This is a genomic window from Pantoea sp. DY-15 (assembly GCF_019795935.1).
Lineage (GTDB): Bacteria > Pseudomonadota > Gammaproteobacteria > Enterobacterales > Enterobacteriaceae > Pantoea > Pantoea leporis.
In genome coordinates this window covers 420,979-446,464 of sequence record NZ_JAIMIF010000003.1, presented here as the reverse complement: position 1 = coordinate 446,464, position 25,486 = coordinate 420,979, and the positions used below count along the sequence as shown (strand labels likewise).

At 53.8% G+C, this 25,486-nt stretch carries 20 protein-coding genes and 1 riboswitch; of the genes, 13 read left to right on the top strand and 7 right to left on the bottom strand.

Going from position 1 to position 25,486, the window contains the following annotated elements; translation table 11 throughout:
• Positions 1–21: 21 nt before the first annotated feature.
• Positions 22–117, bottom strand: a riboswitch (TPP riboswitch).
• 266 nt (positions 118–383) lie between these two features.
• From K5Y32_RS14645 to K5Y32_RS14620, 6 genes are all read left to right on the top strand, one after another.
• Positions 384–1,781, top strand: coding sequence for an OprD family outer membrane porin (locus K5Y32_RS14645; protein ID WP_222184736.1), 1,398 nt, complete (start codon positions 384–386; stop codon positions 1,779–1,781).
• A gap of 51 nt (positions 1,782–1,832) precedes the next feature.
• Positions 1,833–4,496 carry a beta-N-acetylhexosaminidase gene (locus tag K5Y32_RS14640; protein ID WP_222184734.1) on the top strand — a complete coding sequence of 888 codons (2,664 nt, stop codon included), beginning with the start codon at positions 1,833–1,835 and terminating at the stop codon, positions 4,494–4,496.
• Between the two features lie 53 nt (positions 4,497–4,549).
• A complete protein-coding gene (locus K5Y32_RS14635; protein WP_222184733.1) occupies positions 4,550–5,674 on the top strand; it encodes a sugar efflux transporter in 1,125 nt (374 codons plus the stop codon).
• Positions 5,675–5,730: 56 nt separating this feature from the next.
• Positions 5,731–6,762, top strand: a complete 1,032-nt coding sequence (gene galE, locus K5Y32_RS14630; protein ID WP_222184731.1) for a UDP-glucose 4-epimerase GalE — start codon at positions 5,731–5,733, stop codon at positions 6,760–6,762.
• A complete protein-coding gene (locus tag K5Y32_RS14625) occupies positions 6,762–8,627 on the top strand; it encodes a GNAT family N-acetyltransferase (protein WP_222184729.1) in 1,866 nt (621 codons plus the stop codon). Before galE ends, K5Y32_RS14625 begins: the two co-directional genes overlap by 1 nt.
• Positions 8,628–8,812: 185 nt before the next feature.
• On the top strand, positions 8,813–9,016 hold the full coding sequence (locus K5Y32_RS14620; RefSeq protein WP_101763330.1) for a hypothetical protein: 204 nt from the start codon (positions 8,813–8,815) through the stop codon (positions 9,014–9,016).
• 69 nt (positions 9,017–9,085) lie between these two features.
• Here K5Y32_RS14620 and ahpF read toward each other — a convergent pair whose 3' ends face one another.
• Positions 9,086–10,654, bottom strand: coding sequence for an alkyl hydroperoxide reductase subunit F (gene ahpF, locus K5Y32_RS14615; protein WP_222184727.1), 1,569 nt, complete (start codon positions 10,652–10,654; stop codon positions 9,086–9,088).
• A gap of 67 nt (positions 10,655–10,721) precedes the next feature.
• The gene (ahpC, locus tag K5Y32_RS14610) at positions 10,722–11,285 is read right to left on the bottom strand and encodes an alkyl hydroperoxide reductase subunit C (protein WP_101763328.1); all 564 of its coding nucleotides are present in this window, start codon (positions 11,283–11,285) and stop codon (positions 10,722–10,724) included.
• Between the two features lie 325 nt (positions 11,286–11,610).
• Between ahpC and K5Y32_RS14605 the strand changes: the two genes are divergently transcribed.
• Positions 11,611–12,063: a GNAT family N-acetyltransferase gene (locus tag K5Y32_RS14605; RefSeq protein WP_137386156.1), complete on the top strand. Its 453-nt coding sequence runs from the start codon at positions 11,611–11,613 to the stop codon at positions 12,061–12,063.
• Here the strand turns inward: K5Y32_RS14605 and apbC are convergent.
• Entirely contained in the window at positions 12,060–13,172 is a 1,113-nt protein-coding gene (gene apbC / locus K5Y32_RS14600; protein ID WP_222184725.1) for an iron-sulfur cluster carrier protein ApbC, read from the bottom strand. The genes K5Y32_RS14605 and apbC overlap by 4 nt on opposite strands.
• Before the next feature lie 161 nt (positions 13,173–13,333).
• Here apbC and metG point away from each other — a divergent pair, with 161 nt between their 5' ends.
• The 6 genes from metG (at position 13,334) to sanA (ending at position 20,372) form a co-directional block, all read left to right on the top strand.
• Entirely contained in the window at positions 13,334–15,367 is a 2,034-nt protein-coding gene (gene metG, locus K5Y32_RS14595) for a methionine--tRNA ligase (RefSeq protein ID WP_222184723.1), read from the top strand.
• 203 nt (positions 15,368–15,570) lie between these two features.
• On the top strand, positions 15,571–15,954 hold the full coding sequence (locus K5Y32_RS14590; RefSeq protein WP_192411506.1) for a CidA/LrgA family protein: 384 nt from the start codon (positions 15,571–15,573) through the stop codon (positions 15,952–15,954).
• On the top strand, positions 15,947–16,639 hold the full coding sequence (locus K5Y32_RS14585; protein ID WP_222184721.1) for a CidB/LrgB family autolysis modulator: 693 nt from the start codon (positions 15,947–15,949) through the stop codon (positions 16,637–16,639). The genes K5Y32_RS14590 and K5Y32_RS14585 overlap by 8 nt, the downstream gene beginning before the upstream one ends.
• 124 nt (positions 16,640–16,763) lie before the next feature.
• Positions 16,764–17,660 (top strand): cytidine deaminase, encoded by an 897-nt coding sequence (gene cdd, locus K5Y32_RS14580; protein ID WP_222184719.1) that lies wholly within the window; start codon positions 16,764–16,766, stop codon positions 17,658–17,660.
• Positions 17,661–17,820: 160 nt separating this feature from the next.
• Positions 17,821–19,518: an NAD-dependent malic enzyme gene (locus K5Y32_RS14575; RefSeq protein ID WP_176972365.1), complete on the top strand. Its 1,698-nt coding sequence runs from the start codon at positions 17,821–17,823 to the stop codon at positions 19,516–19,518.
• Between the two features lie 134 nt (positions 19,519–19,652).
• Positions 19,653–20,372 carry an outer membrane permeability protein SanA gene (gene sanA / locus K5Y32_RS14570; protein WP_008104952.1) on the top strand — a complete coding sequence of 240 codons (720 nt, stop codon included), beginning with the start codon at positions 19,653–19,655 and terminating at the stop codon, positions 20,370–20,372.
• A gap of 96 nt (positions 20,373–20,468) precedes the next feature.
• Here sanA and mglC read toward each other — a convergent pair whose 3' ends face one another.
• The 4 genes from mglC to galS all read right to left on the bottom strand — a co-directional run bounded on the left by mglC (position 20,469) and on the right by galS (position 25,428).
• A complete protein-coding gene (mglC, locus tag K5Y32_RS14565; RefSeq protein ID WP_007889502.1) occupies positions 20,469–21,479 on the bottom strand; it encodes a galactose/methyl galactoside ABC transporter permease MglC in 1,011 nt (336 codons plus the stop codon).
• 18 nt (positions 21,480–21,497) lie between these two features.
• Positions 21,498–23,018, bottom strand: coding sequence for a galactose/methyl galactoside ABC transporter ATP-binding protein MglA (gene mglA / locus K5Y32_RS14560; RefSeq protein WP_110866613.1), 1,521 nt, complete (start codon positions 23,016–23,018; stop codon positions 21,498–21,500).
• A 70-nt stretch (positions 23,019–23,088) separates the two neighbouring features.
• Complete coding sequence (mglB, locus tag K5Y32_RS14555; RefSeq protein WP_222184717.1) at positions 23,089–24,084, bottom strand: galactose/glucose ABC transporter substrate-binding protein MglB; 996 nt, start codon at positions 24,082–24,084, stop codon at positions 23,089–23,091.
• Between the two features lie 303 nt (positions 24,085–24,387).
• Positions 24,388–25,428, bottom strand: coding sequence for an HTH-type transcriptional regulator GalS (galS, locus tag K5Y32_RS14550; RefSeq protein WP_222184716.1), 1,041 nt, complete (start codon positions 25,426–25,428; stop codon positions 24,388–24,390).
• Positions 25,429–25,486: the final 58 nt, after the last annotated feature.

The window sequence follows — 25,486 nt, the reverse complement described above, 5'->3', positions numbered from 1 at the left end:
CGGCGATCAAGAAGGCGAATGCGGTCAGGCATCTGACTTCCCTACGCTGGCATTATCCAGATCAGGTCGGCGGGTGTATCTCAGCCCTGTATTAGAGGGGCACCCCGAGTCAAAACTACGTTGGCGAGCATAGGGAACAAGTTGGGGTAAAGCAAGTAAACGCCGCTTTCCTGGAATCTGGCTCACAAAGCAACAAATTACACATTCATGTAACTTATTGATAAAACGCCTTAAAACGACGCTTTTTTGCGTGCTGCGTCATACTTTGTAATAAATCCCATTGATAATTCGCGTCGCGAAAAATAGCATCCTCGGCAACTTGTTTCATGACGAAACAATACGGATTTATTAATTGTTCATGGAAGCATCACGGAGGATTTGCTATGCGTCGGATTCCACGCGCGCCGCTCTCTGCGGCCATTGTCTCTGCCCTGTTTGCCGGCACTTTTGTGCCGGTTCCCTCCGCCCACGCCGTGGGTTTTGTCGAAGACGCCACTCTCTCTGGCAATCTGTTTTACTGGCAACGCCAGCGCGATCGCAAAGAGATGGATCCGCAAAAAGGCTCGTACGGTCAGTATGATGCCAATCTGCATCACGCCTCTGCGAATGCCAATCTCGACTTCTCATCCGGTTACGCCGGTGAGGTGATCGGCCTCGATCTGGCAGCGTTTGGCGCGCTGGAGTTAAGCAACGGCGGCCCGGCGGCACCGAATGAAATTGGTTTCAGCAATGCCCGTACGCGCTGGGATGAGGACTGGAGCGGAGATAAGAGCGGCTTAAGTCTCTATAAAGCCGCCATCAAGGCAAAATGGCAGGATAACTGGCTGCGCGCAGGCTATCTGCAGCCCACCGGGCAGACGCTGCTGGCACCGCACTGGAGCTTCCTGCCCGGCACCTATCGCGGCGTTGAGGCCGGCACCTCCTTTGATTTTAGCGACGCCGGCGCCCTTTCCGTCTCCTGGATGTGGACTGACGAATACAAAGCGCCGTGGTATCGCGACATGTACAACTTCCGTAAAGCCGATGGCGTGACGGAGATTCCGTGGCTGCAATCCTTTGGTGCCAAATACGATTTTAAAAACGCGCTGGTGCTGGAAGGCGCCTACGGCCAGGCGGCAAATTACATGGATCAGTATTTTGCCAAAGCCTCTTATCAGCTGCCGCTGGCCGATGCACCGCTGCGCACCAGTTATCAATTTTATGGCGCGAAGGATCGTGACAACAGCGGCGTTGGCCAGGTGAACGATGTTTACGATGGCCTCGCGTGGCTGCAGGCGCTGACGTTCGGCTACACGCTCGGCGCGTTCGATTTCCGCCTCGAAGGCACATGGGTAAAAGCCGAGGGTAATCAGGGCTTCTTCCTGCAACGTATGACGCCGTCTTACGCCAGCTCGAATGGCCGCATGGACGTGTGGTGGGATTCTCGCTCAGACTGGAACGCCAACGGTGAGAAAGCGCTCTTCGCCGGTGTGATGGTCGATTTGGGACACTGGCAATTACCTGGCTGGCAAGTCGGTACATCGTACGCCTACGGTTGGGACGCGAAGCCTTCCACCAATCCCCTCTACGACCAAAATCAGCGCCTGAAAGAATCAGCGTGGAGCCTCGACCTGGTTTACACCATCCAGCAAGGCCGCGCCAAAGACACCCAATTCAAACTGCACTACACCCGCTACGACAATCACAGCGATCTTCCCAGCTATAGCGGCGGCTACGGCAACATCTTCCAGGACGAGAAAGACATCAAATTTATGGTCGTCGCGCCATTCACCCTGTTTTGACCCCGATCTGGCAGGAGCCAGAGACTTACCTCCGTGGAGAAGGATAACAACATGAAAAAGTTAAAAATCAGTTTACTGGCGCTGAGCGTGATGAGCCTTGCCGCCTGCAGTTCATCCCCGCGCAGTAATCAGCAGGTCGTCGATCAAATCAGTCAATTCGGCGTGCAGTATCAGGTCACTGACAACCAGGCGGCCGATCACGGCGTGAACTGCGCGAAACTCGGTGCCGATTGGGCATCCTGCAACACCGCTACCATCACGCTGACCAACAACGGTCCGGCGCTCACCAGTAAAAACTGGGCAATCTACATGAGCAACGTGCACGAAACGCTGCGGGTGGATAAGGATCAGTTCAAAATGACCCATATCGTCGGCGATTTAACCCGTCTGGAACCGACGGAGAAATTCAAAGGTATCGCGGCGGGTGAGTCGATTGAGATCCCTATCGTCAATGAATACTGGCAGCTGTTTATCACCGACGTGATGCCGCGCTGGTATGTCACCGCCGCCAATGCCACGCCAAAAATTATCACCAGCACCGATACCGAAAACCTCAGCGACTTTGTTAAGCCGTTTGGCGGCCAATGGAAGCGCATTGCCGACGATAAAAACGTGCTAATGCTGCCGCAAAGTCGCTTCTCAAAGAATGCCGATGTGGCGCAACTGCCTGCCAGCGCGCTGCGCGGACAAATCACCCCAACGCCGCGTTCGGTGAAAGTTCATGCGGCGGATGTAGATCTGAGCCGTGGCGTTGCCTTGCATCTTGAGGTATTGGCGGACAACCAGGCCGATGCAGTTAAACAGCGTTTCGATTTGATGGGGCTCAAATCGCAGTCAGCGGGTTATGACATTCATACCCGTATCGCCGTCAATCATTTCCACGGCGCAGAGGCGGTTTCCGGTGCTTATCAACTGCGCATCACACCGCGCGGCACCGATATCATTGGTTACGATCAGGCTGGCGTTTACTACGGCTTAATGTCGTTACTGTCGCTGGTGCCGGCTGAAGGTAAACCGATTATCGCCACGCTTGAAGCGAAAGATGCACCGCGCTTTGCCTATCGCGGTGCCTTCCTCGATGTGGCGCGTAATTTCCACAGCAAGCAAGCGGTGCTGCGCATGCTCGATCAAATGGCGGCGTGGAAGATGAATAAATTCCACTTCCACCTGACCGATGACGAAGCCTGGCGTATCGAAATCCCCGGTCTGCCAGAGTTGACCGACGTCGGCAGTAAGCGTTGTCACGATCTGACTGAGCAGCAATGTCTTCTGCCGCAATTGGGCTCCGGCCCGCTCACGAATAACAACGGAACCGGACATTTCAGCCGCGCCGATTATATCGAGATCGTCAAATATGCGCAGGCGCGCAACATCGAAGTGATCCCGGAAATCGATATGCCCGCGCATGCACGCGCGGCGGTGATCTCTATGGAGGCGCGATATCAGCAACTGATGAAAGCGGGTAAACCGCAGCAGGCCAGTGAATATCGATTGGTGGATCCCACGGATACCTCGAATACCCGTTCCGTGCAGCTGTACGACCGCACCAGCTATCTCAATCCTTGCCTCGATTCCTCGAAGCGATTTGTCGATAAAGTGATGGGTGAAGTGCAGGCGATGCACCGCGAAGCCGGCCAACCGTTGACCACCTGGCACTTTGGCGGTGATGAAGCGAAAAACATTCGCCTCGGTAGCGGCTACAGCGATGTTAAGAACCCGAAAGCGGGAACGGGCATTTTAGACCAAAGCAAAGAGGACAAACCCTGGGCAAAATCTCAGGTCTGCCAGGCGGTGGTGAAATCCGGCAAGGTGGAAGATCTGGAGCACTTGCCAAGTCACTTCGCGCTGGAAGTGAGCAAGATGGTGAAAGCGCACGGCATTCCGGTGATGCAGGCCTGGCAGGATGGATTGAAAGATGCCACTGACGCGCACGCCTTCGCCACTTCGCGCGTACGCGTTAACTTCTGGGACACGCTCTATTGGGGCGGCTTTGACACCGCCAACGACTGGACGCTGAAAGATTATGAAGTGGTGATCTCCAATCCGGATTACGTCTACATGGACTTCCCGTATGAGGTGAATCCTAACGAGCGCGGCTATTACTGGGGCACACGCTTCAGCGATGAGCGCAAGATGTTTGGCTTCGCGCCGGACAACCTGCCGCAGAACGCTGAAACCTCGGTGGATCGCGACGGGAAGACCTTTGATGCCACCTCGAATAAGCCGTGGTCAGGCGCATACGGCATTTCAGTACAGCTGTGGAGTGAAACCACGCGTACCGATCAGCAGATGGATTACATGGTATTCCCGCGCCTGCTGTCGGTGGCCGAACGCGGTTGGCATCGCGCGGAGTGGGAGCTGGATTATCAGCAAGGCCGCACCTTTAAAGGCGGTGAAACCCACTTCGTTAACCAGCAGCAGCGCAATCAGGACTGGCAGCGTTTCGCCAACCTGTTAGGCCAGCGTGAGCTAGGCAAGATGGATAAAGCCGGTATTCACTACCGTTTACCGGTGCCGGGTGCGCGCGTCGAGAATGGCACGCTGACCATGAACATTGCGCTGCCGGGTCTGCCGCTGGAGTACAGCCTGGATAAGGGTAAGCGCTGGCAGCGTTATCAACCGCATGCCAAACCGGCGATTACTACTAGCGATAAAGTCTGGGTGCGTAGCGTGAGTCCGGATGGCAAACGCTTCAGCCGCGCTGAAGCACTTTAAAAACTTTCTGCCCCTCGCTGGAGTGCCTGGGGCGAACACTGACAAGGATGTCGATGAAACACTCAACCTTTTCTTTTTATATGGTTGCGCTGGGTGCCGGTTTAAGCGGCGCCCTGTTCATTCCGACGCTCAGCTTATTTCTGGCAGTTGAACTCAACGTAGCAGCCTGGAAAATCGGCGCCTTTTACAGCGTTAATGCGCTCAGCAGTATTGCGATGAGCTTACTGATTGCCCGTTATTCAGATCGTGTCACGCAGCGTCGCCCGCTACTGCTCTTGTGCTTATTCGCACAGGCGCTCAATGCGCTGCTGTTTATCTTCTGCCGCGATTATCTGCTGTTAATTTCGCTCGGCTCGCTGCTCAATGCTTGCGGCAGTGCGGCGATACCGCAACTGTTCGCGCTGGCACGGCAAACCCGCAGTGACAATGCTTTCAGCGCCATTTTACGCGCGCAATTTTCGCTGGCGTGGGTATTCGGCCCACCGCTGGCATTCTGGATTGTTCAGTTGGCCGGCTTCACCTGGCTGTATGCCGTCATGTTCGTGCTGTTACTGAGCGTGACGCTGCTGGCTGTCACCTTGCCGCCTGGCGAGCGGCTGGCAAGCGCTACTCCTGCAAAGCAACCGGACCGGCAGCCGCTGGGGCAAAACCTTTGCTTCCTGATGTTTGCCACCTTGCTGGTATGGAGCTGCAGCGCACTCTATCTGATTGCGTTTCCTTTGCATCTGGCAGAGCAGCCAACCTTGTCTGCCGACTGGAGTGGCGTGCTTTTTGGCCTCGCTGCGGCGCTGGAAATACCGATCATGCTGCTCAGCGCCAGCATGCTCAAACGCTGGGGTAAGAAAACGCAAATGCAGGCAGCCATGCTGTGCGGCATGATGTTTTATGTGGGAATTTACTTCAGTAAAAGTTTTATCCCACTGATGTTACTGCAAATTTTCAATGCCATTTTCATCGCTATCATCGCTACCGTTGGCATGTTCTGGTTTCAGGATTTACTGCAACATCGTCAGGGAATGGCGGCCACGCTGTATACCAATTCGATGTCCATCGGCGTGCTGCTTGCTGGCGTTTTACAGGGAATTATCACCACCGTCTCACCGCTGGCCATCTGGCCGGCAGCCTGTGTGCTGTTGGTGATGTCATTACTACTGATAACAAAGGTCGACAATGTTTAAACACCCTCATTCGTCGCGCACCGCTGCGCGCAACAAAACACATGGAGTGTACGTAAATGAATGTCTTAATTACTGGCGGTGCGGGCTATATTGGCTCACACATTGCCCTTAGCCTGCTGCAAAAAAACCATCGTGTGATCGTGCTGGATAATTTGTGTAATAGCTCACCACTGGCATTAAGGCGTGTCGAAGCGTTAAGCGGAAAGAAAATGACGTTTCATCAGGGCGATATTCGCCGCCGCACCGATCTAAATCTGGTATTTAGCCATCAGCCAATTGATGCGGTTATTCATATGGCTGGGCTGAAATCGGTAAATGAATCGCTGCAGAAACCGGTGAAGTATTATCAAAACAATATTGCCGGAACGCTAATGCTGCTGGAAACCATGAAGCAGCATCAGGTGAAAAAACTTATTTTCAGCTCATCCGCCACGGTTTATGGCATTCCGGTAAAGATTCCGCTGTGTGAGAACTGTGATACCGGCAATACCACCAACCCTTATGGCGCCTCCAAATATATGGTGGAGAAGATCATGGGTGAAGTGGTTGATGCACAACCTGAGTTAGCCATTACCGCACTGCGCTATTTCAATCCTGCCGGCGCACATCCCTCCGGCCAGCTTGGTGAGCATCCTGAAGGGATTCCCAACAATTTGCTGCCCTATCTGTTTCAGGTTGCCAATGGACTAAGAAGCCATCTGCCGGTATTTGGTGATGACTATGCAACGCCCGACGGCACCGGCGTGCGCGACTACATCCACGTGATGGATTTAGCCGAAGGTCATATTCAGGCGCTAAATCATCTCAAACCGGGCTATCGCCATTACAACCTGGGTACCGGACAAGGCTACTCGGTGCTGGAAATCGTGCAGATGTTTGAACAGGTGAGCGGCCGAAGCGTGCCGCTCGATATGCGCCCGCGTCGTCCCGGCGATGTCGCCATCTGCTTATCCGATCCCGGTCAGGCGAAAAAAGAATTGGGCTGGCAAGCAACTCGCGGCCTCGAAGACATGCTGCGCGACGCATGGCGCTGGCATACGCAAAATCCGCAAGGCTATGTTGCTCAACCAGCCGGGAGCGAAATCTGATGATGACGCGCGAAACGTTTTTACCTCACTACGAACGCCAACTCGCCGCGCTTAAAAAGCGCTTTACCTATCCCGCGACAGCAGACTGGCAACAAGCGTTACGGCAGTTTAAACAGTGGCAAGTGGAACACCAGCCGCACGAGGTGTGCGTTGCGGAACTCTCTTCGATGTTCGCGGTGCCCACCAGCCGACTGACAGGTAATGAATGCACGCTCCATCGCGTCTGGCTCGGCGGACCATCACCACTCAACGTCAACCGCACCATTGCCCAATGGCAACGCGCGATAGAAGCCAGTCGCAGTGATTTCCAGCAAACGCTATGGGTGTGGGATGCACAGCAGCTGGCGACAGAGGGCCGCTTCGTCGCTCAGCAGGGAAACAGCCCCTTTCATGCTGGCACGCTGTTTCTGCCTGATGCGCTGGTGCAGGTCAACAGCCTGAGCGCACTGATGCAGTCATTTGATGGCGCCCTGATCAATGTGCTGCAGCAACTGCATGATAAGCGCTATTACGCCACGCTCTCTGACTTCTTCCGCCTGGCGATTCTCAATCGGTGCGGCGGCGTTTATATGGATGCCGATACACTTCCCGCTCAGCCTGCGACGCTGTTTCTCTGTCATCCTGAACTGCCTGATTTTACGGCAGAACAGCAGCAAATAAATTGGCTGAATCTCTTCACCGATGAAACCGGCATGATCATCAGTCATCAAAACAATCCGGTGTTGCAGAATTTACAACGGCGGCTCAGTGCGGTGTATCGCGGCTGGCCTCAGCCAATTCCAGCAAAAACGCCGGAAAGCGAACGCGCCATCTTCGAACCTTTTTACCAGTTATGGTGCGAGCAATTGCAGGTCACGCAGCTCAGCCATCAGGATTTCAGCCGGTTTGCCGTATGGGGTTTTGATGTTCAGCAGCATCGCGTGAGCGGGATTAAAGGCATGCGCCTGACGGAGGATATTCTCAGCGGTGAACGTCGCCCGCTGAGTGGTGAAGAGCAGCAGCATTATCAGCATACGATTACTCAGCTAGCACAACGCGACTGGCAATTAAGCGATCCTCTGCAGTTGGGTGAACTGGTACCTTTGCTTTCTGAATGCGATATGCTGCAAATTGCTTATGCGCCGCAGCTGCGCGCTGAAATTCCCTATTATCACTATTACGGCGTGCTCTCTCAGGATCCGCAACTGGATAAAGTGAATGCATTATTCAGCGATTTTTTAATTGCGCTTACCGCAAAGAATATTAAAGCAGGTGATTTCTGGCAGCCGATTGATGGTCAGAAAGCGTCGCCACTGATCTTCAAACCGGGAAGTATTACAGACAAGCAAGAACAACTCGCGATGGCGAAATTAATTTTCACCACCAGCTATCTGGAATACTGCTCGGTCGATAATATTTATGCCACTGATATAACCACCCTACAGCTGCGGCAAAATATCCAGCCTTTCCTGCAACAGATTGCCGTGATTTATAATCCGCAGGGAAAAATGGTGGGTTTCGTTAACGCTGCGCCGATTCAGGATTACGATCACATCAAGGTGCAATATGGCTATCGTCAGGAGGTTTTTCCACTGGATGTGGCTTACGACAGTTTCGTGAATCAGCATCGCCAGCCGGACGATTTCTTCATTTGCAGCGTGGCGCTGGAGCCAGAGGAACAGGGAAAAGGCTATTTCAATCAAATTTTGTCAAAGCTTAAGGATCAAGCCAAACAGCAAAAAATGCGCCGCATCACCTTATGCGTCTGGCAATCGAACCCGGCAGCTATGATCTATCGCAAGAAAGGTTTTAAGGTGATGAGCAGTATGAAACAGGAGGTTGCACGGTTTAGTGATGAAATCGTGTTTATGGCGCTAACGCTGTAATCCTTCCGCGATCAAATAATCCGGTGCGAATCTATTTTTATTCGCACCGGAAGCAACAGAAGCGCGGTGAAATAAGCAAAGTTTTAATCACCTTGATACTTATCAAATTTATTAGGCCAGAAAACGGGCCTAATTGCGCTCCGGATTTGAAGATAAACACCGCCCACTCCATTCCGGTAGCGATAATGAAATTAAAATTCTTCAGCTTTATTCCGCATGCACACAAATGGCATAACATCCGTATTTCCCGCAAAGGCGCTATTTCTCCCACCGGGCGAGCCTACTTCTCAACTCATGTTGAAGCACAATGTAAAGGCTGTGGCGAACGGCTGCATAAAATCTATTACCGCGATATTAGCGATGCGCAAGCCATACGCTGGTTAGGCTAATCATTGTTCCTATATAAAAAAAAGCCCCGCAACATGCGTTGCAGGGCTATTGCGTGGCTATCGCAAAACTTATTCAGCCGGTTTGGTGCGAATCAGATAATCAAAGGCGCTGAGTGAGGCTTTCGCGCCTTCACCGCTGGCGATGATGATCTGCTTGTACGGCACCGTGGTGCAGTCGCCTGCGGCAAACACGCCTTTCAGGCTGGTTTCGCACTTGGCATCAATGATGATTTCGCCCATCTTGTTGCGCTCAACCGCACCTTCCAGGAAGGTGGTGTTCGGCAGCAAACCAATCTGCACGAAGATGCCGCTCAGCGCGATTTCGTGGCTGCTCTGGTTGTTACGGTCGATGTAGGTCAGGCTGGTGACTTTGCTGCCGTCGCCTTTCACTTCGGTGGTCTGTGCGTTCAGAATCACATCGACGTTTTTCAGGCTGCGCAGTTTGTCCTGCAGCACTTTGTCGGCGCGCATTTCGCTGGCAAATTCCAGCAGCGTCACGTGCTCAACAATACCGGCCAAATCGATTGCCGCTTCCACGCCTGAGTTACCGCCGCCGATCACCGCGGTGCGTTTGCCTTTAAACAGCGGGCCGTCGCAGTGCGGGCAATAAGTTACGCCCTTGGTGCGATACTGCTCTTCGCCCGGTACGCCCATGTTGCGCCAGCGTGCGCCGGTAGCAATGATGATGCTGCGGGATTTTAGTACTGCGCCAGATGCGGTTTCAATTGCGTGCAGACCGCCCTCTTTCGCCGCCGGAATCAGCTTGATGGCGCTCTGGGTATCAATCACATCAACATCGTAATCATCAACGTGGGCACGCAAAGAACCGGCCAGCTTCGCGCCTTCGGTTTTCTGTACGGAGATGTAGTTTTCAATGTCTACGGTGTCCAGCACCTGACCACCGAAACGCTCGCCCATCAGGCCAGTACGGATGCCTTTACGTGCCGAGTAGATGGCCGCTGCTGCGCCCGCCGGGCCGCTGCCGACGATCAATACTTCGTAGGCATCACGTTTGTTCAGCTCTTCCGCCGCGCGCTTGTCGGCGTTGGTGTCCACTTTACCGACGATTTCCGCCAGGCTCAGACGGCCCTGACCGAACTCTTTGCCGTTGAGGAATACCGCCGGCACGCCCATCACGTTGCGCTCGGTGATTTCGTTCTGGAACATACCGCCGTCAATCGCGGTATGGCTGATACGCGGGTTCAGCACCGCCATCAGGTTCAGCGCCTGTACCACGTCAGGACAGTTGTGGCACGACAGGGAGTAATACGTTTCGAAGTGGAAGTCGCCTTCCAAAGCCACAACCTGATCCAGCAGGCTCTGCGCTTCTTTCGAAGGGTGTCCACCGGTTTGCAGCAGGGCTAAAACCAGTGAAGTAAATTCGTGACCCATTGGCGAACCGGCAAAACGCGGACCGCTCTGGCTGCCTGGGTTAGTGATCAGGAAAGAGGGTTTACGCACCGGACGATCGTTCTCTTCGCGGAAGCTGACTTTGTCTGACAAGCCCGCGATATCGGCCAACAGAGAGCGAATCTCTGCCGATTTGGCGCCATCATCCAATGTGGCAATCAACTCAACCGGTTTCGTTAGTTTCTCAAGGTAAGCCTTGAGTTGGGATTTTAAATTGGTGTCGAGCATAGTGAGTTCCTGTCATGAAAATCGGGTGCCGTAGCACCCGATAGAGAAAGATCGAATGGCAGCTAACTTAGATTTTGCCAACCAGGTCCAGTGATGGAGCCAGAGTTGCTTCGCCTTCTTTCCATTTTGCCGGGCAAACTTCACCTGGGTGAGAAGCAACGTACTGAGCGGCTTTCACTTTGCGGATCAGGTCAGATGCGTCACGGCCAATGCCTTCTGCAGTGATTTCGATCGCCTGGATGATGCCTTGCGGGTCAACGATGAAGGTACCGCGGTCTGCCAGACCTTCGTCTTCGCGCATGATTTCGAAGTTACGGGTCAGCGCGCCAGTTGGGTCACCGATCATTGCGTATTTGATTTTCGCGATGGTGTCAGAAGAACCGTGCCAGGCTTTGTGGGTAAAGTGCGTGTCAGTAGAAACAGAGTAGATATCTACACCCAGTTTCTGGAACTCTTCGTGATGGTCTGCAACGTCACCCAGTTCGGTTGGGCATACGAAGGTGAAGTCAGCCGGGTAGAAGAAGAAAACACTCCATTTACCTTCAACGTCTTTCTCGGTGACTTCGATGAATTCGCCGTTTTTGAACGCTGCGTTTTTAAATGGTTTGATCTTGGTATTAATGATGGACATGGTGACCTCCGTTAAAAGATGTGATGCAGGCTACAGAATTTTCGGGCCAACTTCTAATATGCAGACGTTATCAATCAGATAACCAAAAGCTATCAAAGCGCCGACACCTGATTTCATGCGGCTCGCGGAGGCATTCTACACAAAAAGGGCGCGGTTCTGTCAGGCTTTATCTTTTTGCGGTGAAACTGCTAGTTTAAGCTGCGTTATCGCACGGATTTGTAGCGGCGCGATTTATCGCGCGTCATTCAGACGGAACAATCGTCAATTGTGCGCAATAAATTGCGCCGCTACGGCCTCTGCGCATCTCACATAATGGAGCTCTCAGGTGCATATACGTTTTTTTGACGAAGCCGATCGGCCTTTTCTGCGCACACTGTATCTTGCCGCGCGACGCCATAACTGGACGTGGCTGGATGGCGATGATTGGCAGTTAGAAGATTTCGATGCGGTGATTTTGGGCGAAACCGTGCTGGTCGCTGAACTGAATGGGCATCGCGTGGGGTTTGCGGCGGTGCTGGATAATGACAACTTCCTGCATAGCCTGTATGTCGACCCCGATGCGCAGGGACAAGGCGTGGGCAGCGCGCTGTTAGAAAAAGTGCAATCGCGATTTAGCTCGACGGGCGCCTTGAAATGCCTGCAACAGAATCAGGCGGCGATGGATTTTTATCTCAAACACGGCTGGCGGCGCGAAGCGGTTGGCGAGAGTGAGCAGGGAAAATATGTGCTGATGCATTTTCCGCTAGCGACGCGCACCAGCGGAAATGGACGCCGTTAAACGGCGCGGAACGCGATATCGCCAGGGATAATTTCCCCTTGCCAATAGAGCTGCGCCGCAACGCGACCCGCCAGTTGGCGGTAGAGCGCGGTGAAATCACTCTGCGGACGGCGCACCACGGTCGGTTCGCCATCATCCAGATCTTCACGCAGCGTAATGTGTAGCGGCAACTGGGCCAGCAAACGGGTGCTGTAATCTTCCACCAGCTTCTGCGCACCGCCGGTGCCGAAAATCGGCTCCTGATGTCCGCATTGGCTACAGATGTGCATGCTCATATTCTCGATCACACCCAGCACCGGCACGCTCACTTTCTCGAACATCACCATCCCTTTACGCGCGTCAATCAAGGCGATGTCCTGCGGCGTGGTGACCACCAGCGCGCCGGTCACCGGCACGTTTTGCGCCAGCGTCAGCTGAATATCGCCGGTGCCGGGCGGCATATCGAGGATCAGGTAATCGAGATCCGGCCACAGAGTTTCGTTGAGCAGCTGCATCAGGGCTTTGCTGGCCATTGGACCACGCCACACCATGGCATTGTCGTCGGTGACCAGATAACCAATAGAATTGGTTGCCAGGCCGTGCGCCATAATCGGTGCCATGTGCGTGCCATCCGGCGAGGTGGGACGCTGATTTTCGGTGCCGAGCATGTTAGGGATCGACGGACCGTAAATATCCGCATCGAGAATCCCCACGCGCGCCCCTTCAGCGATCAGCGCCAGCGCCATGTTCACAGCGGTGCTGGATTTGCCCACGCCACCTTTGCCAGAACTCACGGCGATGATGTTCTTCACACCGGTTGCGCCCGGATGGTTTTTCACCCGCTTCAGCGTGGCGATGTCGTGGCGCAGTCGCCAGTCAATGGCGCTGGCGTCCGTCAGGCGCAGCAGTTCGGCGCTGGTTTGCGCTTTCAGCTCTTCAAAAGCGCTGGCCCACGCGAACGGCATCACCAGCTCGATATGCAGCTTGTCATCCAGCAGCGCGACATGGCGCAGGGCTTTCAGCGTGGTCAGGTTATGTTGCAGCGTCGGATGTTCAAAGTCACTCAACACGCCGATAACCAATGCTCGCAGCGCCTCAGGTGAATGATGTTGCTGGGATTGTGAAGTCATCCCCTCTCCTTGTTTATTCATCACGCCAGATTGCGGCGGTGTCTGTTCAATAATATCAGATAGGCGCTAAAAGTGACGTGGATGTCCAGCTGTGTTTACGCCAGAGGGTGCTTCGGTTAACATCTAACACCGATTTTTCTTCAACGGAACGCTACGCAAACATGACTCAAGTCGCTAAAAAAATTCTGGTAACGTGCGCACTGCCGTACGCAAACGGTTCAATCCATCTCGGTCACATGCTTGAACACATTCAGGCTGACATTTGGGTCCGTTACCAGCGAATGCGTGGCAACCAGGTTCACTTCATCTGTGCAGACGACGCTCACGGCACGCCGATTATGCTGAAAGCTCAGCAACTGGGCATCGCGCCGGAGCAGATGATCGCGGAGATGAAGCAGGAGCACGAAACGGATTTTGCTGGCTTCAATATCAGCTACGACAACTATCACTCGACGCACGGTGACGAAAACCGTCAGCTGTCCGAGCTGATTTATGGTCGCCTGAAAGAGAACGGCTTCATTAAGAACCGCACCATTTCGCAGCTGTACGATCCTGAGAAAGGCATGTTCCTGCCGGACCGTTTCGTCAAAGGCACCTGCCCGAAATGTAAGTCACCGGATCAGTATGGCGACAACTGCGAAGTGTGCAGCGCAACCTACAGCCCAACCGAGCTGATCGACCCGAAATCTGTGGTCTCAGGCGCGACGCCGGTGCTGCGCGATTCCGAGCACTTCTTCTTTGATCTGCCCTCTTTCAGCGCGATGCTGCAAGCGTGGACGCGTTCAGGCGCACTGCAAGAGCAGGTGGCTAACAAGATGCAAGAGTGGTTCGAGTCTGGCTTGCAGCAGTGGGATATCTCCCGCGACGCACCTTACTTCGGCTTCGAAATCCCTGGCGCGCCGGGTAAATACTTCTACGTCTGGCTGGATGCGCCAATCGGTTACATGGGTTCATTCAAAAACCTGTGCGACAAACGCGGCGATATCGATTTCGACGAGTTCTGGAAGAAAGATTCCACTACTGAGCTGTATCACTTCATTGGTAAAGACATCGTCTATTTCCACAGCCTGTTTTGGCCGGCGATGCTGGAAGGCAGCAACTTCCGCAAGCCAACCAATCTGTTCGTACACGGTTATGTGACGGTGAACGGCGCGAAGATGTCTAAATCGCGCGGCACCTTTATTAAAGCCAGCACCTGGTTGCAGCATCTGGATGCCGATAGCCTGCGCTATTACTACGCAGCCAAGCTCTCTTCACGCATCGACGACATCGACCTGAATCTGGAAGATTTCGTGCAGCGCGTGAACGCAGACGTGGTGAACAAAGTGGTGAACCTGGCGTCACGTAATGCCGGCTTCCTGACCAAACGCTTTGGCGGCAAGCTGGCGAGTGAACTGGCCGATCCCGCGTTGTATCAAACCTTTGTGGCGGCCTCAGAGAAGATTGGCGAAGCCTGGGCCAGCCGCGAATATAACCGCGCGATCCGTGAAATCATGGCGCTGGCCGATCTGGCCAACCGCTATGTCGATGAGCAGGCACCTTGGGTGGTAGCAAAGCAAGAAGGCCGCGATGCCGACCTGCAGGCGATTTGCTCCATGGGCATTAACCTGTTCCGCGTCTTGATGACCTGGCTGAAGCCAGTGCTGCCATCTTTGAGCGAGCGTGCCGAAGCCTTCCTGCAGAGCGAACTGAGCTGGGATGCAATTGCCCAACCGTTGCTGGATCATGAAGTGGCGCCGTTCAAAGCGCTGTATGGCCGTATCGAAATGACCAAAGTTGACGCGCTGATTGAGGCCTCGAAAGAAGATGCGGCGGCGGCGAATAAGCCTGCAGCCACCGGTCCGCTGGCTGATGCGCCGATTGGCGACACCATCACCATTGATGATTTTGCCAAGGTCGATATGCGCGTGGCGCTGATCGAGAAAGCGGAGCTGGTTGAGGGTTCTGACAAGTTGCTGCGTCTGGAGCTGGATTTGGGGGGCGAGAAGCGTCAGATTTTCTCTGGCATTCGCGCTGCGTATCCGGATCCGTCGGTGCTGGTCGGCAAGATGACCATCATCGTCGCCAACCTCGCGCCGCGTAAAATGCGCTTCGGTATTTCCGAAGGTATGGTGCTGTCAGCGGGTCCAGGCGGCAAAGACCTGTTTGTGCTGTCCGTTGATAGCGGCGCAGTGCCGGGCATGCCGGTTAAGTAAGCTAACAAGCCGCCTTAGGGCGGCTTTTTTGTACCTGTTGATCCTGCGCATTGTGGGGTCACCATTAATGGCGACCCTACAAAGGATTGGCGCGTTTTTCGTAGGGTCGCCATTTATGGCGACCAGGCCAGACAGTATTGTGATCGCTAGCACGCTAATCGCTTAATGCGTATGATAAAGCGCTACGAAAACAGGAGCCTGACATGCCTGCCGTTCTCTCTGCTTGTTGGCGCTATGTGCGCGCCTTCGTGATCATTTATGCGGCGCTTTACGCCGGAATGGGGATTTCAGCCCTGCTCCCGATAACCATTCCCGGCAGCATCATCGGCATGCTGCTGCTGTTCCTGCTGCTGGGTCTGCAAATCATGCCGGTTGAGTGGGTGAAACCCGGATGCCATTTGCTGATTCGCTATATGGCGCTGCTGTTTGTGCCGATTAGCGTCGGCGTAATGGGCTATACCGATATTCTCACCGCGCAGTTTGGCCCGATTGTGGTGTCATGCATTGTCAGTACTTTTATGGTGCTACTGATTGTCGGGCTCAGCGCAGAGCGCCTGCAGCGCCCGCAGGAGAAGCCGAATGAGTGATGCATGGTGGTCGCTGCCGCTGACCGTGATCGCCTATTTCCTGGCGCGTAAGCTGGCGGTGAAAATTAATATATCCATCGTCAATCCATTGCTGGTAGCGATGGCGATTGTCATTCCGATTCTGCTGCTGACTAACCTCCCTTACACGCGCTATTTTGCCGGCAGCAGCCTGCTCAATCAGTTGCTGCAACCGGCGGTTGTGGCACTGGCGTTGCCGCTGTATGAGCAGATGCATCAGATTCGCGCGCGCTGGAAAACCATCATCAGCGTCTGCTTCATCGGCAGCATCACGGCAATGGTATCGGGCACCGCGATTGCGCTGTGGATGGGCGCAACGCCGGAAATCGCCGCCACCATCATGCCGAAATCCGTCACCACGCCAATTGCGATGGCGGTCTCCGCATCGCTGCACGGTATTCCTGCCATCAGCGCCATCTGCGTGCTTATCGCCGGCGTGCTGGGTGCGGTGTTTGGCCATATGCTACTCAATCTGTTTAAGGTGAAAAACAAATCCTCGCGCGGGTTAGCAATTGGTAACGCATCGCACGCGTTAGGTACCGCGCGCGCAGCCGAGATTGATTATCAGGAAGGCGCGTTCAGCTCCCTTGCGCTGGTGATTTGCGGCATCATCACCTCGTTACTGGCGCCGCTGCTTTTTCCGCTATTAATGCATTGGTGGGGCTAAAACTTGCGAGAGATCTCGCAAAGTTGAAACAACCCAATCAGCTTGCATTGTCAGAGCGACTTGGATCACATATAAAACGTCAGGCGGCGCATCGCCGCTAACGCGTAACTGAGGCCATCACATCATGCATTCACGATTCCTTACTGCTTTTTCCGCCCTGCCCGCTGCGCTGCAAGCTGCGATTCAGCCGCTGCTGGATGCGCCGGATTTCCATGGCGTATTGCGTCCGCAGGATGTCGCGCAACTGAAACAGCTTACCGGTCTGGATGATGATGCGCTGGCGCTGGAACTGCTGCCGCTGGCGGCGAGCTGCGCCGTGGCAACCGTGTCTCATTTTAACGTCGGCGCGATTTCGCGCGGCGTCAGCGGCCATTGGTACTTCGGCGCCAACATGGAGTTCCTGCATACCCCGCTGCAGCAGACGGTACACGCCGAGCAAAGTGCCATTACGCATGCCTGGCTGCGCGGTGAAGAGAAGCTGGCGGCGATTACCGTTAACTACACGCCGTGCGGACATTGTCGTCAGTTTATGAACGAGCTGAATAGCGGCACGGCGATTCGCATCAGCCTGCCGGGACGCGCGGTTAGTACGCTGGGCGACTATCTGCCGGATGCGTTTGGCCCTGCCGATCTGAACATCACCGAACGTCTGCTGACGCCGGTCGATCATGGTTTTGCGGTTGCAGGCGATGCATTGCAACAAGCTGCCATTACCGCCGCCAATCACAGTCACGCGCCTTACAGCCAGAGTTACAGCGGCGTGGCGCTGCGCAGCCAGAGCGGCAAGGTCTTTACCGGTCGCTATGCGGAAAACGCCGCCTTCAACCCCAGCTTGCCGCCGCTGCAGGCTGCACTGATTTTGATGAACATGAGCAACGAAGCGTTGGAGACAATTCAGCAAGCGGTTTTGGCGGAATGCCAGGACAGCACGCTGAGTCAGCTGGATGCCACCCGCGCTACGCTTAAGGCGTTAGGATGTGAGGATTTCTCACTTACTTTAGTTTCGAAAACATCAGTTTAGTGATCCTTTTACCGCTTTTGTGACCTTCTGTTAACAAAAGCTGTACATCTGCAGGAATTTTCATAGGATCGGGCGCCAGAACCTCTTCACTTCAAGATGGACTGGCGTTACCTTTTCCCGGCGATACGTCAGAAAACACTGCAACCGGAGCAAGCACTGCATGGAACTCGACTACGAAAGTAAACGCCCGCTGTATATTCCTTATGCGGGTCCGATCCTGCTGGAATTTCCGCTGTTGAATAAAGGCAGCGCCTTCACCCTCGAAGAACGTAACGAATTTAACCTCAACGGCTTGCTACCCGAAGCGGTAGAAACCATTGAAGAGCAGGCAGAACGTGCCTGGCGCCAGTTCCTGGATTTTAAAAACAACAACGACAAGCATGTCTATCTGCGCAACATCCAGGACACCAACGAAACCCTGTTCTACCGCCTGCTCGACAATCATCTCGAAGAGATGATGCCGATTATCTACACCCCAACGGTCGGCGCCGCCTGTGAACACTTCTCTGAAATCTACCGTCGCGCGCGTGGCGTATTCATCTCTTATAACAATCGCGACCGCATTGAAGACATGCTGCAGAACGCCACCAAGCAGAATGTCAAAGTGATCGTGGTGACCGATGGCGAACGTATTCTCGGCCTCGGCGATTTGGGTATCGGCGGCATGGGCATCCCAATCGGTAAACTGTCGCTGTATACCGCGTGTGGCGGCATCAGTCCGGCTTATACCTTGCCGGTGGTGCTGGATGTCGGTACTAACAACCAGCAGCTGCTGAACGATCCGCTCTATATGGGCTGGCGTCATCCGCGTATCACTGGCGAAGAGTACGAAGAGTTCGTCAATGAGTTTATTCAGGCAGTGAATCGTCGCTGGCCGAACGTGCTGTTGCAGTTCGAAGACTTCGCGCAGAAAAACGCCATGCCGCTGCTGGAGCGCTATCGCGATGAGATCTGCTGCTTCAACGACGATATTCAGGGCACCGCCGCAGTGACCGTCGGCACCCTGATCGCCGCCAGCCGCGCTGCCGGCAGCCGCCTGTGCGAGCAGAAAGTGGTGTTCCTCGGTGCCGGTTCTGCCGGTTGCGGTATCGCTGAGCAGATCATCGCGCAAATGAAGTCGGAAGGATTGAGCGATGATGAAGCGCGTGCCCGCGTGATGATGGTCGATCGCTTCGGTTTGCTCACCGACAAGCTGCCGAACCTGCTCAATTTCCAGAGCAAGCTGGTGCAGAAGAGCGACAGCCTGAAAGATTGGGACACCAGCAGCGACTCAATTTCGCTGCTCGACGTGGTGCGCAACGCCAAACCGGATATTCTGATCGGCGTGTCTGGCCAACCTGGCCTGTTCACCGAAGAGATCATCCGCGAGATGCACAAGCACACCAAGCGTCCGATTGTTATGCCGCTGTCGAACCCGACTTCACGCGTTGAAGCGACGCCAGCCGACATCATTGCCTGGACCGATGGCGCCGCGCTGGTTGCCACCGGCAGCCCGTTCTCGCCGGTGACCTGGAAAGGTAAAACCTATCCAATCGCCCAGTGCAACAACTCCTATATCTTCCCTGGTATTGGTTTGGGTGTTATCGCGGCGGGCGCCAGTCGCGTGACGGATTCGATGCTGATGACCGCCAGCCGCGCGCTGGCCGACTGCTCGCCGCTGGTTAACGATGGTGAAGGTCCGGTTCTGCCGGAGATCAAAGACATTCAGGGCGTTTCCAAGCTGATTGCCATCGAAGTGGGTAAAGCCGCGCAGCTGGCGGGCGTGGCGGTGGTGACGTCGGAAGATGTGTTGTCGAAAGCTGTCAGCAACAACTTCTGGCTGCCGCAGTATCGTAACTATCGTCGTACTTCGATCTGATAAATTCGTTGCCGGATCATTTAGATCCGGCAACGTTTAAAAAAACGTCAGCCAACTGGCGTTTACTTGCTTCCCCCGCCCGCCTCAAGTAGCCTTTATCCATTCTGAATTCTGCCAACCGAGTGCCCGCGCGCATGATTAAACGCGTTTTCTTTGGTCTGTTTTTCATCATCTTACTGATGGTGGCGACCGCGCTCGGCCTGGATCGCTGGATCAGCTGGAAAACCGCGCCCTTTATTTACGAAGATGTCACCTCGCTGCCGCATCGTCAGGTCGGCGTGGTCTTGGGCACAGCCAAGTATTACCGCACAGGCGTTATCAATCAGTATTACCTCTATCGCATTCAGGGTGCGTTGAACGCCTATAACAGCGGTAAGGTCAATTACCTGCTGCTGAGCGGTGATAATGCGCAGCAAAGCTATAACGAACCGATGACCATGCGCCGCGATTTGATCAAAGCGGGCGTAGCGCCGTCGGACATCGTGCTGGATTACGCTGGCTTCCGCACGCTGGATTCAATTGTGCGCACGCGCAAAGTGTTCGATACCAACGATTTCATCATCATTACTCAGCGCTTCCACTGCGAACGCGCGCTGTATATCGCGCAGCATCTGGGGATTCAGGCGCAGTGTTATGCGGTGCCATCGCCGAAAAACATGTTGTCGGTACGTTTCCGCGAAGTGGGTGCACGTTTGGGTGCGCTGGCGGATTTGTATTTGATGAAGCGCGAGCCGCGTTTCCTCGGCCCGTTAGTGCCGATTCCTGCGGTGCATGAAGTGCCGGAAGATGCGCAGAGTTATCCGGCGGTGACGCCGGAGCAGCTTTTAGAGTTGGAAGAGAAACTGCAGAAGTAAGTGTGGCCGGTGCATTTTTTGTAGGGACGCCATTTATGGCGACCGCCAATGCAAAAAGGGCCGCATTGCGCGGCCCTTTGTTTGCTGGGTGATGTCTTATTTTTTTCGTGCGTACTTCAGTGAATCCAGCGCCACGGCGAAGATGATGATGCCGCCCTTGATGATGTACTGCCAGTAAGGGTTAACGCCGATGTAGGTCAAACCGTAGTTGATCACAGTGAAGATGATGACACCGGTCACCACGCCCGCCACGGAACCCACGCCACCAGCAAACGACACGCCGCCGACCACACAAGCCGCAATCGCATCCAGCTCATACATAAAGCCGAGGTTGTTGGTGGCGCTGCCGATACGGCCCGCTTCCAGCATCCCGCCGAACGCGTAGAACACGCCAGACAATGCATACACCAGAATCAGGTTGAACGGTACGTTCACGCCAGACACTTTCGCTGCTTCCGGGTTACCACCGATAGCGAAGATGTTTCGGCCGAAGCGGGTTTTATTCCACAGCACCCAAACAAAGACGATGGCAATCACAGCGTAGAAGGTGATGAACGACAGCTTAAAATCACCGAAACGCAGGAAGCCTTGAGCAAATTTGGAGAAGCCAGGATCGAAACCGGCAATCGGCGATGCACCCACGAAGTCGTAATAGAGTGAGTTGATGCCGTAAACGATAATCATGGTGCCCAAGGTGGTGATAAATGGCGTTACCTTGAGGTAAGCAATGATCACCCCGTTCACCAGACCAATCACACCGCCGATGATGCACACGGTCAGGATAACCACCGGAATTGGCACGGTATCCAGATGCGGGAACACCTTGTTCGCGTTATCCATTGCCTGCAGCAGCGTGGCTGCAACCACCGCCGCTAAGCCAACCTGGCGACCCGCTGAAAGGTCGGTACCCTGGGTGACAATCAAACCGGCCACGCCCAGTGCGATAATAATACGCACCGAAGATTGAGTCAGAATGTTACTCAGGTTCATTAAACTTAAGAAGGTTGGATCCTGGAAAATAATAATTGCCAGCAGTACAAACAGGACAACGTAGATGCCGCCCTCTTTTAACCAGGTTAGCGCATTCTTTTTAGTAGTCGCTTTCATGTTAAAGCCCTTGCTTCATTAAAGGTGTAATGACGCTAAACGCAGGATTTCATTCTGCGAGGTCGTTTTGGTATCAACAATGCCTGCTACCTGGCCATTACTCATCACTAAAATACGATCGGTAATACCCAACAGTTCTGGCATTTCAGAAGAGATAATAATGATGCCCTTCTCTTTCTTCGCCAACTCAGCAATAAGTTGGTAGATTTCGAATTTCGCGCCTACATCAATCCCGCGCGTCGGTTCATCAAGCATCAATATTTCCGGCTGCGTTAATAACCAGCGACCAATAATCACTTTCTGTTGGTTACCACCGGAAAGCGAACCAATTTGCGTATGATGACCCGGCGTTTTCACGCGCATCGAATCAATGACCCATTGGGTATCGCTTTTCATGCGTTTATTATCGAGCAGCCCCATGCTGGATTTATACTTTTTAATATTGGAGATAAGCGAGTTAAAGCCTATATCCAGATACGCATAAATACCGGTGGAGCGACGCTCTTCCGTCACCAGCGCAAAGCCGTGGTTAATGGCTTCGTTGGCGCTGTGGTTATTAATACTCTTGCCGTGCAGCTTAATTGTACCGCCTGACTTCTCGCGAATGCCAAACAGGGTTTCGACGATGTCGGTACGCTTAGCGCCCACCAAACCGGCAATACCAAGAATTTCACCTTTACGCAGATCGAACGAGATATCACGAATCGACGGCTGGCGCAGTGAGGTTAAATGGCGCACCTCAAGAATGGTTTCCCCCGGCACGTTGGTCTTGTCCGGGAAACGCTGGTTCAATGAACGGCCAACCATCATCGAGATGATTTTGTCCATGTCCAGACCTTCCAGCGGCTGGGTGGCGATCCACTGTCCGTCACGCAAAATTGTGATCTCATCACACAGCTGGAATATCTCTTCCATCTTGTGCGAGATATACACAATGCCGCAGCCACGATCTTTCAGCTTACGAATAATCGTGAACAAGTGGTTCACTTCTTTTTCGGTCAGCGATGATGTCGGCTCATCCATAATGACGATTTTGGCGTCATAGGAGAAGGCTTTGGCGATTTCGATCATCTGCATCTGCGACACCGATAAGGTGGCAACTTTATCGCGCGGATCGATATCAATATCTAATTCATCAAAGATCGCTTTAGTATCGCGATACATTTTATCCTGATCGACAAACACGCCCTTACGTGGATAACGGCCAAGCCACATGTTATCCATGACGTTGCGTTGCAGAACCAGGTTTAATTCCTGGTGCACCATGGAAACGCCATTTTCCAGCGCTTCTTTGGAGCTCTTATAATCAATTTCCTCACCCTGAAAAAGGATGCTCCCCGTATCCTTTTTATAAATCCCAAACAGACATTTTAATAATGTAGATTTCCCGGCGCCGTTTTCGCCCATTAATGCATGAACAGAGTGCGGCCGCACTTTTAAATTCACATTATCTAAGGCTTTAACCCCTGGAAATGATTTCGAGACATTCGTCATCTCCAGCAGATATTCACGCTGTGTGGTCGGATTCTCACTGGCCATAATTTACCTGGCTAAATAAAGCGTTGGTCAGATGCAATAAGGCGCGGCGATATGCCGCGCCCAGGATGAATTACTTCACAAACTGCGACAGATTTTCTTTATCTACTGGTACGTAAGGAACACGTACGATTTTGTTGTCCATCTTGAAGTTAGTGCCTGCGGTTGGCTCTTTGCCATTGGCCAGATTGTTAGCAATATCCAGCGTCGCTTTCGCCTGGTTTTCCGCATCGTTCAACACGGTACCGGCCAGCGCGCCTGATTTCACCAGCGCCAGCGCTTCTGGCAGTGCATCGACACCAAACACCGGAATGCTGGTTTTGTTGTGCGCTTTCAGCGCTTCAACCGCACCCATCGCCATCGCATCGTTATTAGCGATGATCACTTCAATCTTGTTGGCGTTCGGGCCAGAGAGCCAGGCGTCAACTTTGTCTTTTGCCTGTGCGGTATCCCACATCGCGGTATCCATCGCCAGCTGCTGCGTTTTCAGGCCGTCTTTGTCCAGGGTATCGATCACGTATTTGGTACGCGCTTCGGCATCCGGATGGCCCGGCTCGCCTTTCAGCAGTACGAACTGGATGGTACCGTCTTTGTTCAGATCCCAGGCTGGCGTGGCTTTCCAATGCTTCTCAATCAGCTGACCCTGGATGATGCCTGACTCTTTAGAGTCGGTACCGACGTAATACGCTTTCGGGTAGCTGGCCAGCACTTTGGCGTTAGGTTCTTTGTTGAAGAACACCACCGGCACATCGTTGCCACGCGCTTTATCAATCACCACTGCCGCAGCAGCCGGATCCACCAGGTTGATGGCCAGCGCTTTCACGCCTTTCGCCATCAGCACGTCAATCTGGTCGTTCTGTTTAGACTGGTCGTTCTGAGAGTCATTCATCAAAAGCTGAATGCCGCCCAATGATTTTGCTTCTTTCTCAATGTCCTTACGCACCATCGACATGAAGTTGTCGTCGTATTTGTAGATGGTCACGCCAATGCGGGTATCGGCGGCGTGCGCAGTTGCACCAAACATCATGCTGGCAACCAGTGCTGTGAGCGTGAAAACCTTCTTATTCATGGTATCTCCGGTTTTTTATGTAGGGCATTTCATTGCGCTATTTGCCTGCGGGCAAACAGCGCCGTCGGTTGTAAACCTGATAATGGGCGGACGCGTAACGCAAAGCCGGGCCACCATCGCAATCCTGACTTCCCTGTAGGTAAACGCTTCCTGAAGAGTGTTGTGAACTATTTCAATCGGCTACTGAAACCGGCTGGGAAGAGGATTTCTCAGCGTTACATGATGTTTCAGTCCGGTAAGACGCTGCCATCATAGTGAGCGGCATGTTAATTAACTGTGAATGCAATCACAGATTGGAAACGGTTACACTGGGCTATCGCCTGAATTAGTGACCGACTCCACAATTTGCCGCTGGGCAACAGAATGGCGACGCACCAGCGTGGGCATAAAGCAGTGTGTAGCCAGCTGATCCAGCTCGCCTGCGGCACCTTTGAGCGCTAATTCCGTGGCGAGTTTCGCCATAGAAACAATAGGATAACGGACCGTGGTTAACTGCGGATCGGTATAGCGGGAGATGGGAATATCATCAAAGCCAATGACAGAGAAATGCTGCGGAACCTGGATGCCGTTGTCCTTCAAAGCGGTCAATGCACCGGCCGCCATGCCGTCATTGTAGGAAAACACTGCTGTTAAATGTAAGTTACGACCCAGCAATTCCACCATCGCTGCTTCGCCGCCTTGCATGTCGGGTTCAGCATGCGCAATCCATGACTCCTGCGGGCGAATTCCCTGCTCTGACAAGGCCTGCAGCCAGCCTTCACGCCGCTGCGTCACATCCTCAATCGGGTGGCTGGAGCTAAGAAAGCCGATGCGTTGATGTCCCTGTTGTAACAACATGCGCGTGGCTACCTGCGCGCCGGTGACGTTATCCAGGCAAACGCAGCGGTGTTCATAACCAGGAATTGTGCGGTTAATCAACACCATACCGGGAACCTGATCCATAAACTGCGTCAGTTCGGCGTCTGAAAGCGTTTTCGCGTGCACCACCAATGCGTTACATCGTTGACGTATCAGCACCTCAATTGCGTGACGTTCTTTCTCTTCCTGATGCCAGGAGTTACTGATTAACACGTGTTTATGTACGCGCTGCGCCACGGTATCCACCGCTTTTACCAGCGCGCCAAAGAAGGGATCGGAAACATCCATCACCACCACGCCAATGGTGTCACTGATTTGCGTAGCCAGCGCCTGCGCGTTGGCGTTCGGGCGATAGCCTAACGCATCAACGGCGGCCAGCACGGCTTCCCGGGTATCGGCGGTGACTGCACTGCTGTTGTTGAGCACACGCGACACGGTGGCTACTGACACACCGGCCTGACGGGCGACATCACGAATCGTTATCATGCAGCTGTTCCACAGAGGCTGAAAATGCGCGACAAGCGCGTAACGGCGCTATTCTGTC

Excerpts from the sequence above, each read along its gene's own strand:
- K5Y32_RS14645 (WP_222184736.1), top strand. The coding sequence starts at position 384 with ATGCGTCGGATTCCACGCGCGCCGCTCTCTGCGGCCATTGTCTCTGCC.
- K5Y32_RS14640 (WP_222184734.1), top strand. The coding sequence starts at position 1,833 with ATGAAAAAGTTAAAAATCAGTTTACTGGCGCTGAGCGTGATGAGCCTT.
- K5Y32_RS14635 (WP_222184733.1), top strand. The coding sequence starts at position 4,550 with ATGAAACACTCAACCTTTTCTTTTTATATGGTTGCGCTGGGTGCCGGT.
- galE (WP_222184731.1), top strand. The coding sequence starts at position 5,731 with ATGAATGTCTTAATTACTGGCGGTGCGGGCTATATTGGCTCACACATT.
- K5Y32_RS14625 (WP_222184729.1), top strand. The coding sequence starts at position 6,762 with ATGATGACGCGCGAAACGTTTTTACCTCACTACGAACGCCAACTCGCC.
- K5Y32_RS14620 (WP_101763330.1), top strand. The coding sequence starts at position 8,813 with ATGAAATTAAAATTCTTCAGCTTTATTCCGCATGCACACAAATGGCAT.
- ahpF (WP_222184727.1), bottom strand. The coding sequence starts at position 10,654 with ATGCTCGACACCAATTTAAAATCCCAACTCAAGGCTTACCTTGAGAAA.
- ahpC (WP_101763328.1), bottom strand. The coding sequence starts at position 11,285 with ATGTCCATCATTAATACCAAGATCAAACCATTTAAAAACGCAGCGTTC.
- apbC (WP_222184725.1), bottom strand. The coding sequence starts at position 13,172 with ATGACTTCACAATCCCAGCAACATCATTCACCTGAGGCGCTGCGAGCA.
- metG (WP_222184723.1), top strand. The coding sequence starts at position 13,334 with ATGACTCAAGTCGCTAAAAAAATTCTGGTAACGTGCGCACTGCCGTAC.
- K5Y32_RS14590 (WP_192411506.1), top strand. The coding sequence starts at position 15,571 with ATGCCTGCCGTTCTCTCTGCTTGTTGGCGCTATGTGCGCGCCTTCGTG.
- K5Y32_RS14585 (WP_222184721.1), top strand. The coding sequence starts at position 15,947 with ATGAGTGATGCATGGTGGTCGCTGCCGCTGACCGTGATCGCCTATTTC.
- cdd (WP_222184719.1), top strand. The coding sequence starts at position 16,764 with ATGCATTCACGATTCCTTACTGCTTTTTCCGCCCTGCCCGCTGCGCTG.
- K5Y32_RS14575 (WP_176972365.1), top strand. The coding sequence starts at position 17,821 with ATGGAACTCGACTACGAAAGTAAACGCCCGCTGTATATTCCTTATGCG.
- sanA (WP_008104952.1), top strand. The coding sequence starts at position 19,653 with ATGATTAAACGCGTTTTCTTTGGTCTGTTTTTCATCATCTTACTGATG.
- mglC (WP_007889502.1), bottom strand. The coding sequence starts at position 21,479 with ATGAAAGCGACTACTAAAAAGAATGCGCTAACCTGGTTAAAAGAGGGC.
- mglA (WP_110866613.1), bottom strand. The coding sequence starts at position 23,018 with ATGGCCAGTGAGAATCCGACCACACAGCGTGAATATCTGCTGGAGATG.
- mglB (WP_222184717.1), bottom strand. The coding sequence starts at position 24,084 with ATGAATAAGAAGGTTTTCACGCTCACAGCACTGGTTGCCAGCATGATG.
- galS (WP_222184716.1), bottom strand. The coding sequence starts at position 25,428 with ATGATAACGATTCGTGATGTCGCCCGTCAGGCCGGTGTGTCAGTAGCC.